This window comes from Saccharopolyspora hordei (assembly GCF_013410345.1).
In the GTDB taxonomy this organism is placed as follows: Bacteria; Actinomycetota; Actinomycetes; order Mycobacteriales; family Pseudonocardiaceae; genus Saccharopolyspora; species Saccharopolyspora hordei.
Genome location: NZ_JACCFJ010000001.1, coordinates 289,624 through 306,213, shown reverse-complemented (window position 1 = coordinate 306,213; position 16,590 = coordinate 289,624). Strand labels below are relative to the sequence as shown.

Sequence of the window (16,590 nt, the reverse complement as noted above, 5' to 3'; positions counted from 1 at the left end):
GACGTCATCAGAGGGGGTGACCTTTGCGTGCGCAGCGGTTACCGTTTCGGGACCGGTTCAGTGAAAGGTGCGTCACAATGGCTGAGGTTGCATACGTCAACGCGTCGCGCGTGTACCAGGGAAACCCACCGGTCCGCGCTGTCGACCAGCTGGACCTGGACATCGCCGACGGTGAGTTCCTGGTGCTGGTCGGCCCCTCCGGGTCGGGCAAGTCGACGGCGTTGCGGATGCTCGCCGGGCTGGAGGACGTCGACGAGGGTGGCATCACGATCGGCGGCACCGATGTCACGCACACGCCGCCGAAGAACCGGGACATCGCGATGGTCTTCCAGTCCTACGCGCTGTACCCGCACATGACGGTGGCCGAGAACATGGGCTTCGCGCTCAAGCTCCGCAAGACGCCCAAGGACGTCATCAAGCAGAAGGTCACCGAGGCCGCGCGGATGCTGGACCTGGAGAAGTACCTGGACCGCAAGCCCAAGGCGCTCTCCGGTGGTCAGCGGCAGCGCGTGGCGATGGGCCGTGCGATCGTCCGCGAGCCCAGCGTGTTCCTCATGGACGAGCCGCTGTCGAACCTCGACGCCAAGCTGCGCGTGGAGACCCGCGCGAACATCGCCGCGCTGCAGAAGCGGCTGGGCACCACCACGATCTACGTCACGCACGACCAGGTCGAGGCGATGACGATGGGCAACCGGGTCGCGGTGCTCAAGGACGGTGTGCTGCAGCAGTGCGCGAGCCCGCGCGAGCTCTACGAGAACCCGGCGAACGCGTTCGTGGCCGGCTTCATCGGGTCGCCGGCGATGAACCTCAAGACGGTGCCGCTCACCAGCGACGGGGCGGAGATCGACGGCACCACGATCCCGTTGCCGCGGCAGGCGCTGTCCGCCGCGGACGGCCTGAAGGAGGTCACCTTCGGCGTGCGCCCGGAGGCGCTGCGGCTGGTCTCCTCCGAGGACGACGGGATGGACATGACCGTCGAGCTCGTCGAGGAGCTGGGCGCGGACGCGCTGATCCACGGCGCGATCGCCGTCAACGGCTCGCAGGAGCGCTTCGTGGTCCGGGCTGACGGCCGCACCCCGCCTGCGCTCGGCCAGAAGGTCAAGGTCGCGCTGCGCGACGCCTCCGAGGTGCACCTGTTCCACCCGGAGACCGGGAACCGGCTGGCCGCCTGAGGTCCCGGACGCGGGCCGAGCGCCCGCGCGCAGCCGGTTCGCGCACCAGTCGCGCTCGGACGCCCCCGCTGGTCCCGGCGGGGGCGTCCGCGTGTCTGGGTGACCCACTCGGTGGAGTGGGGCGGAGGGCAGGTCTAGACTGCAGATGACAACGGTTTCCGTTACCATTCGCAGTAAGCCGTCAGCCTGCTGCGCACAGTGATCACCTAGGAGTGCGCTCGATGACCTCCCGCAGTCGCTCTGCGTCTACTGCCCTGGCCGGGCTGACCGCTGCCGCCCTGGTCCTGGCCGCCTGCGGGAACGGCGAGCGCGCCGCGCCCGGCGACGAGGTCAAGGTCGTCGTGTCCACCAGTGTCTGGGGCAGCGTCGTGCAGGCCGTCGCCGGGGACGCGGTCGAGGTCGAGTCGATCATCGACGACCCCAGCGCCGACCCGCACTCCTACGAGAGCACCCCGCGGGACGCCGCCGAGGTCACCGACGCCGACCTGGTGGTGTTCAACGGCGGCGGCTACGACGAGTTCATCGAGCAGATCCTCGGCAGCGGTGGTGGGAAGCCCACGGTGTCGGCCGTCGAGTCCGAGCACGAGGGCGAGCACGCCGGGCACGACCACGACCACGCGCAGAACGAGCACGTCTGGTACGACCTGCACGTGGTGCAGGAGGTCGCCGACCGGGTGGCCGCCGAGCTCGGCCGGCTCCGGCCCGCGCAGGCCGAGCAGTTCCGCCAGGCCGCCGAGCGGTTCCGCGGCGAGGTCGGCGCGCTGCAGACCCAGGTCGACGAGATCGCCGCCGCCCACCGGGACCGACCGGTGATCGTCACCGAGCCGATCGCGCACTACCTGGTCGAAGCAGCCGGGCTGCGCGACATCACCCCGCCGTCCTTCGTCAACGCCGTCGAAGCCGAGACCGACCCGTCGGCGGCCGCCGTCGCGGAGCTGCAGAACGCGCTCGGCAGTGGGCAGGCGGCGGCCGTCATCCACAACCCGCAGACCGAGTCCCCGGTCACCCGCACCGTGCGCTCCACCGCCGAGCAGCAGGGGATCCCGGTCGTGGAGATGACCGAGACCCCGCCCCCGGGCGCGACCTACGTGCAGTGGATGGGCGGCCAGATCGCCGCACTGCGCAACGCCCTCGACCAGGAACGATGAGCCATGACCGCCACCTCTGAGACCGGGACGACCTTCGCGCCGCCCACCGCACCGGCGGTGCGGATGCGCGACGCCGCCCTCTCCTACGGCAGCCGGACCCTGTGGTCCGGGCTGGACCTCGACGTCGCCCCCGGCGAGTTCCTGGCCGTGCTCGGGCCGAACGGCTCCGGCAAGACCAGCCTGCTCAAGGTGCTGCTCGGGCTGCAGCCGCTGAGCGCGGGCACCGTCGAGGTCGCCGGTGGGCCCGCCCGGCGCGGCAGCGACCGGATCGGCTACATCCCGCAGCAGCGGGCGCTGGAGGCGACCGTGACGGTGCGCGGCAGCGACCTGGTCGGCTTCGGCCTGGACGGCCACCGCTGGGGCCTGGGGTTCCGCAACCGCCGCGAGCGCCGGCGCCGGGTCGCCGCGGCGCTGGAGGCCGTCGAGGCGACCGCGTACGCGCGGATGCCGCTGGGCCTGCTCTCCGGCGGTGAGCAGCAGCGCCTGCGGGTGGCGCAGGCGCTGGTCAGCGACCCGTCGGTGCTGCTGTGCGACGAGCCGCTGCTGTCGCTGGACATCGCGCACCAGCGCAAGGTGAGCCGGCTGATCGCGAACCAGGCGCGGCAGACCGGGGCCGCGGTGCTGTTCGTCACCCACGAGATCAACCCGGTGCTGCCGCTGGTCGACCGGGTGCTCTACCTCGTCGACGGCCGGTTCCGGATCGGCACCCCGGACGAGGTGATGAACTCGGCGACCCTGTCGGAGCTGTACCGCACCGACATCGAGGTCGCCCGCGTCGGCGGCCGGCTGGTGGTCGCGGGCGCGGAGGACCAGGACCACCACGTGCACGAGGCGGACGACGAGTGAACGCGATCTCCGAAGCGCTGGGCAAGTTCACCGACTTCTCCACGATGGTGGACCTGCTCGGCTACCCGTTCGTCCAGCAGGCGCTGCTCGCCGCGGCCGCGCTCGGCCTGGTGTCCGGGTGCCTGGCGCCGCTCGTGGTGGCGCGCAAGATGTCCTTCGCGGTGCACGGCACGGCCGAGCTCGCCTTCACCGGGGCCGCGGCGGCGCTGCTCATCGGCGCCAGCGTGGGCGTCGGTGCGCTGGCCGGGGCCGTGGTCGCGGCGCTGCTGCTGGGTCTGCTGGGGCAGCGCGGCACCGAGCGGGACTCGGTGATCGGCGCGATCCTGTCGTTCGGCCTGGGCGTCGGCGTGCTGCTGCTGTGGCTGAACCCGGAGCGCACCGCGAACAAGTTCAGCCTGCTGGTCGGGCAGATCGTCGGTGTGGACTCCGCCGACGTCCTGCTGCTGACCGGCTGCGCGGTGGTGGTGCTGCTGGTGTTCGCCTGCGTGTACCGGCCGCTGCTGTTCGCCAGCGTCGACCCCGACGTGGCGGCGGCGCGCGGGGTGCCCGCGCGGGTGCTGACCCCGCTGTTCGCGGTGCTCGTCGGGGTGGCCACGGCGCTCGGCGTGCACACCGTGGGGGCGTTGCTGGTGCTGGCGCTGATGGTGACCCCGGGCGCGGCGGCGGCGCGGGTGACCGCGAGCCCGCTGGGGGCGACCGTGCTGGCGGTGGTGTTCGCCGAGGTGGCGGTCCTGGGCGGCATCGTGCTGTCGCTGGCCCCGGGGGCGCCGGTGAGCGCCTTCGTCACGATCATCTCGTTCGTGATCTACCTGGCCTGCCGCGTGATCGGCAAGCACCGCCTCACCCGCATGACCCGAACCCCCGCCACCCCCTGACCAGGCTCCGCCGAGGGTTCGTCCGCAATCCCGGTGGAAATCAGACGTCCGGTTTCCATTGAGGTTTTTCAACTTGGTGTCTGGTTGGGTGGGTGTGGCGTGTCGGTGCGGGGAAAGTGGTGAAGCTCCTGGTAGCTGGGTTGTCGACCAAGATCAAACCAGCGCGCCAGGAGCTTCGGGTGTTGTTGTATCCGTCGACGATCGATCTGTCCACTACCACGCTGCGGTATGTCGCCGACCTGCTGCGGGCGCACCGCAGGGCTGTGGGGTCGCGGTGGCGCAAGCTGGCTGCCCATGAGCAGGCACGACTGGTGCTGGCGTTTCTGCGGCATGGCGACACCTACGCGCGGCTGGCCGCCGGGTTCGGCATCGGGGTGGCCACCGTCTACCGCTACATCCACGAAACCACCCGGCTGCTGGCCGGGCGTGCCCCCTCGCTGCAGGCGGCGTTGTGGCGGCTGGCCTGGACGCACAACAACTTCGCCATCCTCGACGGCACCGAGATCCGCATCAACCGTGTGGCGGCCAACCGCCCGTTCTACTCCGGCAAACACCGCCATCACGCCATCAACCTGCAAGGACTCACCGACCCCTACGGCAGGTTGATCTGGATCTCACCGGGCCTGCCCGCCGGGTCGGTCAACGACACCAGCGCCGCCCGCGCCCACCGCATCCCCGAGCTGGCCGAGAAAGCCGGGATCTGGCTGCTGGCCGACCGCGGCTACCACAAACTCGCGCCCGGCGTGATCACCCCCTACAAGAGCTGGCACGGGCCCCTGACCACGCCCTACACCGACGCCAACACCGCCCACGCCCGCATCCGCTGCCACGGCGAACGCGGCTTCGCCACCCTCAAGAACTGGCACGTCCTCGACCGCGTCCGCTGCAGCCCCCACCACGTCACCACCCTCGCCCAAGCCATCCTCACCCTCGAACACCAAACACGATGAAAAAACCTCATTGAAACCGCATCTCCCCGGACCCGGTCGTGGACCGCAGCTGAGCCGGGGGACCGGTACCAGCTGAGACGGGAACCGGTACCGCGCGGTGGGGTCGCGGGGCCCACGGCAGAGAGGGGTGAAGGGCACCTTTCACCAACTGGGCGGTTTCGGGGGGTCGTTGCAACGCGGTTGATCAATTGGTTTGGGTCAGGAGTTTAGTCAGGCGCTCGGCTGGGGTGTCCCAGCCGAGCGTTTTGCGTGGTCGGCGGTTGAGTTGGGCGGCGACGGCGGCGAGGTCGTCGGGGGTGTGGACAGAGAGGTCGCTGCCTTTGGGGAAGTACTGGCGGAGCAGGCCGTTGGTGTTTTCGTTGCTGCCGCGTTGCCAGGGCGAGTGAGGGTCGCAGAAGTAGACCGGGATGTTGGTGGCGAGGGTGAACTCGTGGTGGCGGCTCATCTCAGCGCCTTGGTCCCAGGTCAGGGACCGTTTCAGGTGGGTGGGCAGTGTCTGGATGGTGGTGATGAGGCCGTCGCGGACGGTTTCGGCGTCGTGTCGTTCTGGCAGGTGGACCAGCAGCACGTAGCGGGTGGTGCGCTCGACCAGTGTGCCGATCGCGGATGCCCCGCCGGCACCGAGGATCAGGTCACCTTCCCAGTGGCCGGGCACGGCCCGGTCCGCGACCTCGGCCGGGCGGTCGCTGATCATCAGCATCGGTGCGGTGAAGCGGGACTGGCGTTGCTCGGTGGTCCGGCGGGGTCGGCGCACCGTACGGCCGGTGCGCAGCGCCCGGGCCAGTTCACGACGCAGTCCGCCGCGACCTTGGACATAAAGGGCCTGGTAGATCGTCTCGTGGGTCACGTGCAGCTCCGGGCGGTCGGGATGGTCCCGGCGCAGCCGATGGCTGATCTGCTCCGGGCTGTACCGGTCGTCGAGCATGCCCTGCACCCGTTCACGCAATTCGGGATGGGCGGCGATCTTGCCGGTCTTCGGCCGGGCGCGGCGCGCCTCGGCGCGAGCCTGAGCGGCATAGGGCCGGTAGTCACCGCTACCGGGATGACTGTTGCGCCGCAGCTCCCGGCTGATCGTGCCAGGATCACGCCCCAGCTCGCCTGCGATGGCCCGCACACCCAGGCCGGCCCGACGCAGGTCAGCGATCACCAGCCGCTCGTCCTGAGACAAAAACCGGGACGACACCTCGGGCCGGGCACGAGCCGGAGGTGACGGCGGGGCGCAAGAACACGTGGTCCCACGCCCCGCCCGTCGGCCGAATCGCCACCGATACCCGGTCGTGCGGCTGACCCCCACGATCCGGCATGCCTCAACCGTGCCCACACCCCGCGCCACAAGATCAAAATAGACCTCGCGCTCAGCAAGCAACTTCTTACACCCCTGAGGCGACCTGTCCTGACGGATCTCGAACACCGCAACCCCTGAACAAATCAGGCGTTGCAACCACCGCTAGAACCCGAGCTGAGTTGGCGAAAGGTGCCCTTCACCTCCTTCCGCCCTCGCGGCTGGGAACGGCGCTGGATGACGGCACCGCCGCGCCGGCACGCCGCACCGGCATCGCCGGGCCGGGACGACCGGCACCGCCGCGTCGGCGCCGGCCGGCGGCGACCGGGGGAGCCCCGGACGAGCGGAGCTCCTGGGTCGCGGTGGGGGCTTGGGTGGTCGAACCTGGCAGGCGTGGTCGGGGGTGTGCGGCGTGCGGTGCTGGTGGACGTCCTCGCCACGGTCGGGGCCGTGGCGGCGTGCACCGGCGTCTACTACGCGCTGCCGCTGGACGTGCTCGGGGTCCAGGGCGCGCTCGGCGCCGTCGCGGGCTTCGGCGCGGGCCTGCTCGTGCTCTCGGCGCTGATCGTGGTGCAGGTGCGCCGGTTCGGCGGCGGCCCGCGCCACCACGGCAGTTCGATCGCCGGTGTGGTGGCGGCGCTGTACCTGGCCGTGCTGTTCTTCGCCGCCGTCTACTTCGCGATCGCCCAGCACGCCCCGGGCGCCATCGACTCGCTGCGCACCCGGACCGACGCGCTGTACTTCTCGCTGTCGATCACCAGCACCGTCGGCTTCGGCGACGTGCACGCGGTCTCGCAGCTCGCGCGGGCCGTGGCCATCGTGCAGATGGCCTTCAACATCGGCTTCCTCGGCGCGGCGGTGGCGGTGCTGCGCACCAGGGCGTCCCGCCGGGACCGGGGCTGACGCGTCAGGCGATGCCGAGGTAGCGGCGTTCGTTGAACTGGTCGCCCGAGCACGAGGCACCGAGGTCGTGACCGATGCGCTCGACCACGTCGGCCAGTTCCAGCCGGGCCAGCCAGGGGCGCGGCAGCACCGCGGTGCCGTGGCGGGCGCCGAGGATGCTGCCGGTCACCGCAGCGGTGGAGTCGCTGTGCCCGGAGTGGTTCACGGCGAGCCGCAGCGCGTCGGTGAACTGGTCCGGCTTGGGCAGCGCCAGCGCGCAGTAGACGCCGATGGCCAGCGCCTCCGGGCCGATCCAGCCCTGCCCGAGCCGCTCGATGTGGTTGACGCTGACGCCGAGCCGGGCCAGCGTGGCGGCTTCGGCCAGCGCGGTCGCGGTCTCGACGTCCTCCCGCAGCACCCGCCCGGCGGCCTGGTCCACCGCTTGCGGCAGCCTGCGCTGCTGGACCGCGAGCAGGTGCACGATGAGCGCCATCGCCCCGGCCGAGGCCCAGCCGCCGACGCCGCCGTGGGTGAGCGCGGCGCACTGGCAGGCCAGCTGGTAGGCCATCTCGGCGGTCGGGGCCAGGCCGAGCGGGGCGCTGCGGTCGACCCCGCCGCAGCCCTTGGAGCTGTTCCGCGGGCGGTCGGGCGTGCCGAGCTCGGGTTCCTGGAGCGCGCGGAGGCTGGTGAGGCCGGGGGCCCGGCTGGCGTACAGCTCGGCTTCGGCCAGCAGCCCGGTGGCCCCGGGTTGCGGCTTCTCCTCCTGCTGCGTGATCAACCACCGTCGGTAAGCGGCCGCGATCGACTCGACGGGCCGCCACGGACCGCCGCTGTTGCCGGTGGTCCAGGCGTGCAGGTAGCCCTCGCCGGTGAACAGCGCCATCTGCGTGGCGTCGCCGAGCAGCGCCTGCGGGGGCGGCTCGGTCACCCCCTCGGGCCCGAACTCGGCGCGGATGTCCTCCAGCTGCGCGTACTCGACCGGGCTGCCGAGGGCGTCGCCCAGAGCCCCGCCGAGCAGGCAGGCGATCGCGCGATCGACCACTGTGGATGGTGTGGGCACGGGCGGGAGCTCTCCTTCCACAGTGTCCTCGTACGGGTGATCGACAGATCACGACTTTACTCGGCGTGTTCGCGGGCGGGAAAACCTTCACCGGCGACGGTGGGATGTCGCGCACTGCATCCGGTACGCGTGTCCTATTCGTCCATTGGGGTGAGTCGCGCTCGGCGTTCCGGTCGGGTGTGCTGCCTGCTCGTTACCGTGTGTCGACCCTGGGGTGCGGCCTGCCGGGGGTGTGGACTCGGTGTGGACCTTGGTCGAGACTGTCTGAAGGCTCAACAAAACATGAGCAAGAATCGGATTAGGGGATGATGGCGCCGCACGACCGATCGAGCGGAGCACCGGCCGCGGGGTTCGAGTTCCGCGTGCTCGGTCCGCTGGAAGTGCTCGTGGACGGCGTCGCGCGCCCGGTGGGCAGCAGCCAGGTCCGCGCCCTGCTCACCTGCCTGCTGCTGGAGCCGAACCAGGTCGTGTCGATGGACCGGCTCATCGACACCATCTGGGAGCACGACCCGCCGGCCAGCGCGCGCACCATCGTCCAGGGCTACGTCTCCCGGCTGCGCAAGCTCTTCGCCGAAGGCGGTGCGGACGGCCCCGAGATCATCACCCGCCCGCCGGGCTACCTGCTGCGCGTCGACGCCGAGCGGATCGACGCGCACCGGGCCCGCGCGCTGATCGACCGGGCGCACGGCCTCGGCCCGGCCGAGCGATCGCGGGTGCTGGCCGAGGCGCTGACCCTCTGGCGCGGCGCGGTGCTCGCCGACATCGCCGACAGCCGCCTCTACCAGACGGTCGCGCCGAACCTGGAGGACCTGCGGCTGCTCGCGCTCGAGGAGCGCATCGACGCCGACCTCGACCTCGGTCGCCACCACCAGCTGCTGCTGGAGCTGTCCACGCTGGTCAACCGGTACCCGCTGCGCGAGCGGCTCACCGGGCAGCTGATGCTGGCCAGCTACCGCGCCGGGCACCGGGCCGAGGCGCAGGCCAGGTACCACGCGCTGCGCCGCCGGCTCTCCGACGAGCTGGGCCTGGACCCCGGCCCTGACCTGCGCGAGCTCTACGAGAAGGTGCTCCGCGACGACCCGACGCTGCGCAGCTCGCCCCGCCGCGCGGAACCCGCGCTCGGCGTCAAGCGGCCCATCCCCGCCGAGCTGCCCCCGGCGCCGGCGGGCTTCGTCGGGCGCGACCGCGAGCTCGCCGCGCTGGACCGGCTGCTCGCCGAGCGGGAGCGCGGCTCCAGCCTGCTCGCGGTGCTCACCGGCATCGCCGGTGTCGGCAAGAGCGCGCTCGCGCTGACCTGGGCGCACCGCGTGGAGCACGAGTTCCCCGACGGCCAGCTCTACGCCTCGCTGCGCGGCTACGACTCCGAGCGCGGGCCGCTGAGCCCGGGCGAGGCGCTGAGCAGCATGCTCAAGGCGCTCGGGGTGGCCGCCGAGGCGATCCCGGTGGAGCTGGACGACCGCGCCGCGCTGTACCGGTCGATGCTGGCCAAGCGCCGGGTGCTGGTGCTGCTGGACAACGCGCGCGACCCCGACCAGGTGCGGCCCCTGCTGCCCGGCAGCGCCGAGTCGATGGTGCTGGTGACCAGCCGGCGGCGGCTGGACGCGCTGGCGGTGCGCAGCGGGGCGACGGTGCTGCCGCTGGAGACGCTGCCCACCGAGTCGGCGATCGAGCTGCTGGACCGCGCGGGCGTGCCCGGCAAGTCGGCGTCCGAACCGGTCGCCGCGGCCCAGCTGGCCGACCTGTGCGGCGGGCTGCCGCTGGCGCTGCGCATCGCCGCCGCGCGGCTGGCGGCGAACCCGGCGCGCGGGGTGTCGGACCTGGTGCACGAGCTCACCGACGAGCGCAACCGGCTGCACGCGCTGGACATCGACGACGACGCGGACACCAGCGTGCGCCGCGCCTTCGACATCTCCTACCGGAGCCTGCACCCGGTGCACGCCGAGACCTTCCGGCTGCTCGGGCTGGTGCCGGGCCACACCTTCACCGCCGACGCCGTGGCCGCGCTGTGCGACACCGACCCGCCCGGCGCCCAGCGCCGGCTGCGGGCGCTGGCGCTGGCGCACCTGGTGACCGAGCCGGAGCCGGACCGCTTCGGCATGCACGACCTGCTGCGGGTGTACGCGCGGGACCTGCTGTCCGGGCACGACGAACCCGCCGCGCTGCGCCGGCTGCTGCACCACTACCTGGTCGTCGCCGACCACGCGCGCCGCTTCCTGCGCCCGACGCGCGACGAGCTGCACTTCCCCAGCGCCACCCGGCCGCCGCGGATCCACGACCGGACCCAGGCGCTGGACTGGTTCGACGCGGAGTGGCCGAACCTGGTCGCCGCGGTGCGGGCGGCCAACGCGCGGGGCATGCACGAGGAGGCTTGGCAGCTGGCCCGGCTGCAGTTCAACTACCTGTCGGTGCGCTGCCCGTGGGAGGACTGGATCCGCGTCTACACCGACGGTCTCGCCTCCGCGCGGGCGGTGGGCGACCCGACCGGCGAGGTGCTCATGCGGGCCGGGCTCGGCGTGGCGCACTCGCGGTCCGGCCGGCTGGACGAGGCGCTGGCCCACTACGAGGCGTCCTACCGGGTCGCGCAGGCCAACGACGACGCGTCGCGGCGGGCGATGACGCAGATCAACATGGCCAGCGTGCTGTTCCGGCTGCAGCGCTACGACGAGGCCAAGGCGCACTGCCAGGACGCGCTGCGGGTCTACCGCTCGCTCGGGGACAGCTACTTCGCGGCCGGGGCGCTGAACAACCTCGCCATGGTCGAGCAGGTCAACGGCGAGCGGGAGGAGGCGCTGGCGCACCTGCGCGAGGCCGAAGCGCTGTACCGGGCCGCCGACGACCTGGACACGCTGGCGATGGTGCTGAACAACTGCGGTGAGGTCTGCATCGAGCTCGGGCGGCTCGACGACGGCGAGCGCTACCACCACGAGGCGCTGGACGTCGCGCTCAAGTGCGGCTCGGCGATGCGGCAGGCCGCCGCCTACCTGGGACTGGGCGACGCGGCGCGCTGCCGCGGCGACCTGGCGGTGACCCGCACCCGGTGGGAGACCGCGCTGGCGATCTTCGAGGCGGAGGGCTCGCCGCGCGCCGCGGAAGTGCGAGAACGCCTGGAAGCGCTGGCCAAGACGGCCTGAACGTGCTTGGCTGGTCGAACACGCGCCGGGTGGCCGGACGGCACGCGCGCGTCCTCCTCGTGCCGCGCGCGGCGTTTAGCGCGCGTTTAGCGGCTGTGTAGTGATCGCTGGGAACTTGTCTGCAGTGCGGGCCAGCCGTGCGAGGTCCGCACTAGGGCGGCTCTGGGGGGAGTTCCAAGGGGGGAATGTCGCCCGGTCGCCCCGGTCGTCCTGCGCGGCGATCGGGGCGACCGCAAAGGGGGGCGGATCATTCGGGACGCCTCCCGAATGGACGATGGGGGTGAGTGCGGGCCCTCGGCCGGGTTGGGGTGACCGAGGCCGGAGGTCCGCACTTCGTCCTGTCCGCAGTTCACTTCGCGACGGTCAGCTTCTCCAGCTGCGGGCGCTTGGGCCTGCGGCCGTCCCCGCTGGAGACCCCGCGCAACCGGCGGCCGATCCACGGCGCCAGGTGCTCCCGCGCCCACCGGATGTCCTGGGCGCGCTGGTCCCGCCACGACAGGCCCGGCGCCGCCGGCCAGGGTTCCCGCCAGTCCTCGCTCGTCGGCACGCCCAGCGCCTCGCAGGCGCGCAGCGCGACCCGGCGGTGGCCCTCGGACGACAGGTGCAGCCGGTCGTCGCTCCAGGCCCGCGGGTCCCGCAGCACGCGCATCGACCACAGGTCCAGCACGAAGCAGCCGTGCCGGTCGGCGATGGCGCGCAGGTGCGAGTTGTAGGTGCCGACCTTGCCGCGGACGCGGCGCAGCACGGGTGTCTCGACGGTGTCGAAGCCGGTGCCGATCAGCACGTCGCAGCCCGCCGCGCGCAGCTCCGCGACCGCGCCCTCGAAGATCGCCGCCACGACGTCCGGGTCGCTGCCCGGCCGGATGATGTCGTTGCCGCCGGCGGTGAGCGAGACCAGCGCCGGGCGCAGCGCGATCGCCCTCGGCACCTGGTCGTCGACGATCTGGCGGACGAGCTTGCCGCGCACGGCGAGGTTGGCGTAGCGCAGGTCCGGGTTCTGCTCGGCGAGGTGCTCGGCCAACCGGTCCGCCCAGCCCCGGAAGCTGCCGTCCGGCCCGGCGTCGGCCAGGCCTTCGGTGAAGCTGTCTCCCAGTGCGACGAAGCTGTCCCAGCTCGCCGACCCGACGCTGCGCTGCGCTGCCATGCCCGTTCCTTCCTGGTGGTTCCTCCCGCCCACGCGGTCCTTGAACAACATTGGCTCTCGGATCCCCACCTACGCCACCGTCGGTAGCGGCTGAGTGATCGACGGCACTGACGAGCCTCGTTGGTCGCGGGGGTGCGCGCGCCTGGTCGTCCCGGGGGCCGGCGGCGCGCGGACCCGGGAGCCGCGTCGCCACCGCGGTGCGCCGGATTTCGGTGGCACGCGGCGCTTTTGGCTGTTCACGGCGGCAACCGGGGGCTGTTCCCGGAAACACCAGTACGGGTGAGGCGCAGCTGCTACTGTCCTTCGGCGGTAGCAGAAGCAACGAGGGGGCCCGCGATGTCGGCATCGATGCAGGTGACAGCCCGCTGTGCGCTCGGGGATGCGCACGGCCGCACGCCTGCCCGCGCCATCGCGGTCGGTTGATCGGGGAACGGCGGAGATGTTCCACCACGTCGGTTCCAGTGTGCCCGCCGCCCGGATCCGTCCGGGCGGAGCGAGGTGTTTCGACCGTCCCAAGCACCTGGGGGAATCGTGACGTCACCGCAGAATCCGGCGCCCGCGCCGGGGCCGGCGGGCTTCGACGCGCAGCAGGCAGGCCGGGGCAGGCGCCACCCGGAGGCGCCCGCGCGCGGCCCGCTCGGTGATGCGCCGCCGCCCGGGCCCGGTCCCGGGGGTGCGCGGCCCGCGCCGCGCCCGATGCGCTTCGACCTGCGCGCCGAGTTCGCGGCCCTGACCGGTGAACCGCACCCGTTCGCGTTCTGGCAGCGCGTGGAGCAGCTGCCGGACCGCTTCGAGCACGAGCAGCGCAGGCAGCTGCAGGCCGCCCGCCCGGCCCCGGACCGGCCGAAGCCGCCGGCTGCCGGGGTGTCGGCGCTGTCCGGTGACCTCGGCGCCCCGGCCGAGCCGGAGCTGTCGGGCTCCCTCGACGTCGACGTGCCCGAGCCGCCGCGCCCCAGCGGCATGAGCGGCTCCCTGGCCGCGGAGGGCCAGCTGGCGGGTTCGCTGCCGCTGGAGCCCCCGCCCGGTCCGCCGAGCGGTCCGTTCGTCCAGCCCGGACCGGTCGACGCCCCGCCGCCCGGCGCTCCGCCGCAGCCGGGGCCCGTGGACGGTCCGCGTCCCGAACCCGGGGTGCTGGGCGGTCCGCCGCCGCGCCGGGACGGACCGCCGAGCGGTCCCCCGCCCGCTCCACCGCGCCCGGACGAGCCGCGCTTCGACCGCGGGCTGATCGACAGCCCACCGCCGCGCCGGGAGGGCCCCGACGGCCCTCTGGGCCCCCCGAGCGGTCCGCTCGGCCAGCTCGGCCCGGAGCCGGGCGAGCCGACGCCGCTGGACGCGCCGCCGCGCCCGGAGGGGGTCGAGGTGGGGCCGCCGAGCGGTCCCCTCGGCCAGGTGGCGCCGGAGCCGCCGGCCCCGAGCGCGCCGCTGCTGGAGGGCCCGCGCGCCGACGCGCCCGGTCCGCAGCTCGACAGCGCGCCGCCGCAGGTGGGGCCGCCGAGCGGTGCGTTCGCCCAGGTCGGGGTGGACGGCCCGCCGCCGCGACCGGACGGCCCGGCACCGCAGGTGGGTCCGCCGAGCGGCCCGTTCGCCCAGCCGGTGCCGGACGGTCCGCCGCGGCACGAGGCCGAGCCGCACGCCCAGGCCGGGCCCCCGCCGCGTCGCGAGGGTCCGCCCTCGGGACCGCTGGACCTCCCGCCGCAGGGCGCGCCCGACGGTCCCCGGCACGAGGTCGACCCGCACCCCGCGGCTCCGCCACGCCCCGACGCGGGCCCGCCGCCGGAGGCCCCGCAGGACGTCCCGCGCCCGGTGCCGCCGGAGACCGGTCCCCGCTTCGCGGGGCCGCCGCCGGGAGAGGCGCCGCCCCCTGCGCCGCAGGGGCCGCCGTCGCCGCCCACGGGCGGTCCCGCCCTGGGCGGTCCGCCGCCGCGTCCGCCGGTCGCGCCGGGGCCGCCGCCCCCGGCTCCGGAGAGGGCTCCGCAGGGCACCCGCCCGCCGCAGCCCGCGCCGCCGCACGCGGAACCGCCGCGGCAGCCGGAGCAGCAGCCCCGCCCGGAGCAGCAGCCCCGCCCGGAGCAGCAGCAGCGTCCGGAACCGCCGCGCCCGGTGCCGCCGGCCCGCGCACCGAAGTTCACGCAGCGTGCCGACGGCGGGTTCGGTCCGATGGGGTCGACGGGCTCCCTGGCCGCGTCGTCGTCCGCGCGTCCCGGGTACGGCCGCAACCCCACGTGGTCGCCCGACGACTTCAAGGAGGAGCGCCGCGCCGACGGCGACCTGCAGGCCGGTGCCGGCTACAAGCCGGGCGAGGACGGGCGGAACGTGGTGCCGCAGTTCCTCATCGAGGCCGACGACCTCTTCGACGAGGACGAAGGCGAGAACCGGTTGGTGGCGCCGCCGGTGCTGGGCGAATCGCCCGCGAGCTACCGGGACTTCTAGATGACTGGTCCCGCGCGCGCCGGCGGCAGCGCCCCGCGGCCCGCAGCGCCCCCGTGGCGGCGGGGGCGCGCCGCGCGCCAGCGGCCCGAAGAGCAGACAACCGTCCAGCACCGGCGGGTGCACCCGGACTCGAGATGAGCGTGCGATGGTCGAGACGATCACCCTGTCGATCCCCGCGGTCGACCTGCTCGGTGAGCAGCTGAACCTCACCGTGCGGCAGTACCCGTTCGAGCTGCCCCGGATCGGGGAGCTGGGCGAGGACCGCACCCGGCTGGCCCAGCAGGTCTGGCAGGAGCTGGAGTCCACCGGCCTGGCCCGCGGCGGGCGCCCGGAGCCGGAGGTGGAGGACGCGCTCTACCTGCTGTGCAGCTCCGAGGTGTCCATCGCGGCGGCCGGGCTGCTCGACGTGCGGGCCGGGCACCGGCTGGCCGCGCGGGTGGTGGCCACCGGTGAGGTCGGCGTGGTCGGCGTGCTCGACGGCCGCGGGCTGCGGATGAGCTTCCTGGCACCGGACGCCCTGCCCCGGGCCGGTGCCGACCTGCTTCCCGACGCCCCGCCCGGGACCGCGGAAGCGGTGCGCGCGGTCGCCGACCGCAGCGGTGGGCACCCGGCGGACGCCGACATCGAGGGCCTGCCGCAGCTGCGCGCGATCACCTCGCGCCAGAAGTTCCGGCTCGGGCACTTCGTGGTCAGCGGCGACCGCCGCGCCGGGCCCCGGCTGCCGAACCTGATCTGGTTCGACAACGACCAGGGGCGCTACGTCGTGCAGGGCGAGCGGACCGAGACGCAGGACGTGGTGACCTGCCACCCGGCGGACAAGCGGGCGATCGCCGGCCAGCTGGCCGCGCTCGTCGACCGCGCCCGCCCGGCCCGCATGTGACCTGCGGCGGCCGCGCGGGTCGTCGGCCGAGGTCCGTGCCACGGGTGGGTGCGCGTGAGGCGGGCCTTGGTGCAGGCTGGGTGGCGTGACGCAGAACCGGCAGGCGGAGCTCGTCGAGGACCAGGACGACCGCGATTCGTTCATGCGCTTGCTCGGCGGTCGGGCGAGCGCGGTCGACGCGATGCTGCCGCCCGTCGCGTTCGGCCTCGGGTGGTACCTCAGCGGCGAGTCGATCGCGGTCGGCGGCCTCGTGGCGGTGGTGGTCGGGGCCGTGCTGGCGGCGTGGCGGCTGTCCCAGAAGGCCCGCCCGCTGGCCGTGCTGATCAGCCTGCTGGCCGTGGCGCTCGGCGCGCTCATCGCGCTCTACACCGGGGACGCGGTGGACTTCTTCCTGCCGCGGCTGGTGACCAACGCGCTCAGCGCGCTGGCCTGGATGACCAGCATCGCCGTCCGGTGGCCGCTGCTGGGCGTCGTGGTCGGCACGGCGCTCGGCCAGGCGCGGCGGTGGCGCCGGGACCCGGACCTGCTGCGCGCGTACAGCCGCGGCAGCTGGGTGTGGGTCGGGCAGTACGTGGTGCGGCTGGCGGTGTTCGTCCCGCTGTGGCTGCTGGGCGCGACCACGCCGCTGACCGTCTCGCAGGTGGTGCTGACCTGGCCGCTCGTGGCGGTGTGCGTGGCGGGCAGCTGGTGGGTCGTGCGGCGGTCGCTGCCCGCGGAGCACCCGGGCCTGCGGCACCCGCGGGTCGCGGCGGAGCGCACCCGGGAATGACAGCGCGGGGCGCTGCGCGCA

13 protein-coding genes are annotated in these 16,590 nt (G+C 73.6%); 10 read left to right on the top strand and 3 right to left on the bottom strand.

The features are described from left to right. Positions 1–77: 77 nt before the first annotated feature. The 5 genes from HNR68_RS01450 to HNR68_RS01430 all read left to right on the top strand — a co-directional run bounded on the left by HNR68_RS01450 (position 78) and on the right by HNR68_RS01430 (position 4,991). Entirely contained in the window at positions 78–1,172 is a 1,095-nt protein-coding gene (locus HNR68_RS01450; protein WP_179716850.1) for an ABC transporter ATP-binding protein, read from the top strand. A gap of 221 nt (positions 1,173–1,393) precedes the next feature. Further along, positions 1,394–2,320: a metal ABC transporter solute-binding protein, Zn/Mn family gene (locus HNR68_RS01445; protein WP_179716848.1), complete on the top strand. Its 927-nt coding sequence runs from the start codon at positions 1,394–1,396 to the stop codon at positions 2,318–2,320. Positions 2,321–2,323: 3 nt separating this feature from the next. Next, positions 2,324–3,166: a metal ABC transporter ATP-binding protein gene (locus tag HNR68_RS01440; protein ID WP_179716846.1), complete on the top strand. Its 843-nt coding sequence runs from the start codon at positions 2,324–2,326 to the stop codon at positions 3,164–3,166. A 44-nt stretch (positions 3,167–3,210) separates the two neighbouring features. Further along, entirely contained in the window at positions 3,211–4,041 is an 831-nt protein-coding gene (locus HNR68_RS01435; protein WP_218888492.1) for a metal ABC transporter permease, read from the top strand. 179 nt (positions 4,042–4,220) lie between these two features. Next, positions 4,221–4,991: a transposase family protein gene (locus HNR68_RS01430; protein WP_179724518.1), complete on the top strand. Its 771-nt coding sequence runs from the start codon at positions 4,221–4,223 to the stop codon at positions 4,989–4,991. Between the two features lie 184 nt (positions 4,992–5,175). On the opposite strand, the gene HNR68_RS01425 is transcribed toward HNR68_RS01430, so the two are convergent. After that, positions 5,176–6,402 (bottom strand): IS30 family transposase, encoded by a 1,227-nt coding sequence (locus tag HNR68_RS01425; RefSeq protein ID WP_425502848.1) that lies wholly within the window; start codon positions 6,400–6,402, stop codon positions 5,176–5,178. A gap of 264 nt (positions 6,403–6,666) precedes the next feature. Here HNR68_RS01425 and HNR68_RS01420 point away from each other — a divergent pair, with 264 nt between their 5' ends. Continuing rightward, entirely contained in the window at positions 6,667–7,176 is a 510-nt protein-coding gene (locus HNR68_RS01420) for an ion channel (protein WP_218888159.1), read from the top strand. Positions 7,177–7,180: 4 nt separating this feature from the next. Here the strand turns inward: HNR68_RS01420 and HNR68_RS01415 are convergent, their stop codons facing one another. Next, positions 7,181–8,215 (bottom strand): ADP-ribosylglycohydrolase family protein, encoded by a 1,035-nt coding sequence (locus HNR68_RS01415; protein WP_179716841.1) that lies wholly within the window; start codon positions 8,213–8,215, stop codon positions 7,181–7,183. A gap of 305 nt (positions 8,216–8,520) precedes the next feature. On the opposite strand from HNR68_RS01415, the gene HNR68_RS01410 reads away from it, so the two are divergent. Beyond that, positions 8,521–11,346 (top strand): AfsR/SARP family transcriptional regulator, encoded by a 2,826-nt coding sequence (locus HNR68_RS01410; RefSeq protein ID WP_246330368.1) that lies wholly within the window; start codon positions 8,521–8,523, stop codon positions 11,344–11,346. A gap of 349 nt (positions 11,347–11,695) precedes the next feature. Here HNR68_RS01410 and HNR68_RS01405 read toward each other — a convergent pair whose 3' ends face one another. Further along, entirely contained in the window at positions 11,696–12,490 is a 795-nt protein-coding gene (locus HNR68_RS01405; RefSeq protein WP_179716838.1) for an SGNH/GDSL hydrolase family protein, read from the bottom strand. 531 nt (positions 12,491–13,021) lie between these two features. Here HNR68_RS01405 and HNR68_RS01400 point away from each other — a divergent pair. The 3 genes from HNR68_RS01400 (at position 13,022) to HNR68_RS01390 (ending at position 16,569) form a co-directional block, all read left to right on the top strand. After that, positions 13,022–14,920, top strand: a complete 1,899-nt coding sequence (locus HNR68_RS01400; RefSeq protein WP_179716836.1) for a hypothetical protein — start codon at positions 13,022–13,024, stop codon at positions 14,918–14,920. Between the two features lie 145 nt (positions 14,921–15,065). After that, complete coding sequence (locus HNR68_RS01395) at positions 15,066–15,800, top strand: ESX secretion-associated protein EspG (RefSeq protein ID WP_179716834.1); 735 nt, start codon at positions 15,066–15,068, stop codon at positions 15,798–15,800. An 85-nt stretch (positions 15,801–15,885) separates the two neighbouring features. Continuing rightward, positions 15,886–16,569 (top strand): DUF3159 domain-containing protein, encoded by a 684-nt coding sequence (locus HNR68_RS01390; RefSeq protein ID WP_343049873.1) that lies wholly within the window; start codon positions 15,886–15,888, stop codon positions 16,567–16,569. Positions 16,570–16,590 lie beyond the last annotated feature (21 nt).

Bases quoted from the DNA above. Each gene is read 5' to 3' on its own strand.
- HNR68_RS01410 (WP_246330368.1), top strand. From the start codon at position 8,521: ATGATGGCGCCGCACGACCGATCGAGCGGAGCACCGGCCGCGGGGTTC.
- HNR68_RS01440 (WP_179716846.1), top strand. From the start codon at position 2,324: ATGACCGCCACCTCTGAGACCGGGACGACCTTCGCGCCGCCCACCGCA.
- HNR68_RS01395 (WP_179716834.1), top strand. From the start codon at position 15,066: ATGGTCGAGACGATCACCCTGTCGATCCCCGCGGTCGACCTGCTCGGT.
- HNR68_RS01445 (WP_179716848.1), top strand. From the start codon at position 1,394: ATGACCTCCCGCAGTCGCTCTGCGTCTACTGCCCTGGCCGGGCTGACC.
- HNR68_RS01450 (WP_179716850.1), top strand. From the start codon at position 78: ATGGCTGAGGTTGCATACGTCAACGCGTCGCGCGTGTACCAGGGAAAC.
- HNR68_RS01435 (WP_218888492.1), top strand. From the start codon at position 3,211: ATGGTGGACCTGCTCGGCTACCCGTTCGTCCAGCAGGCGCTGCTCGCC.
- HNR68_RS01405 (WP_179716838.1), bottom strand. From the start codon at position 12,490: ATGGCAGCGCAGCGCAGCGTCGGGTCGGCGAGCTGGGACAGCTTCGTC.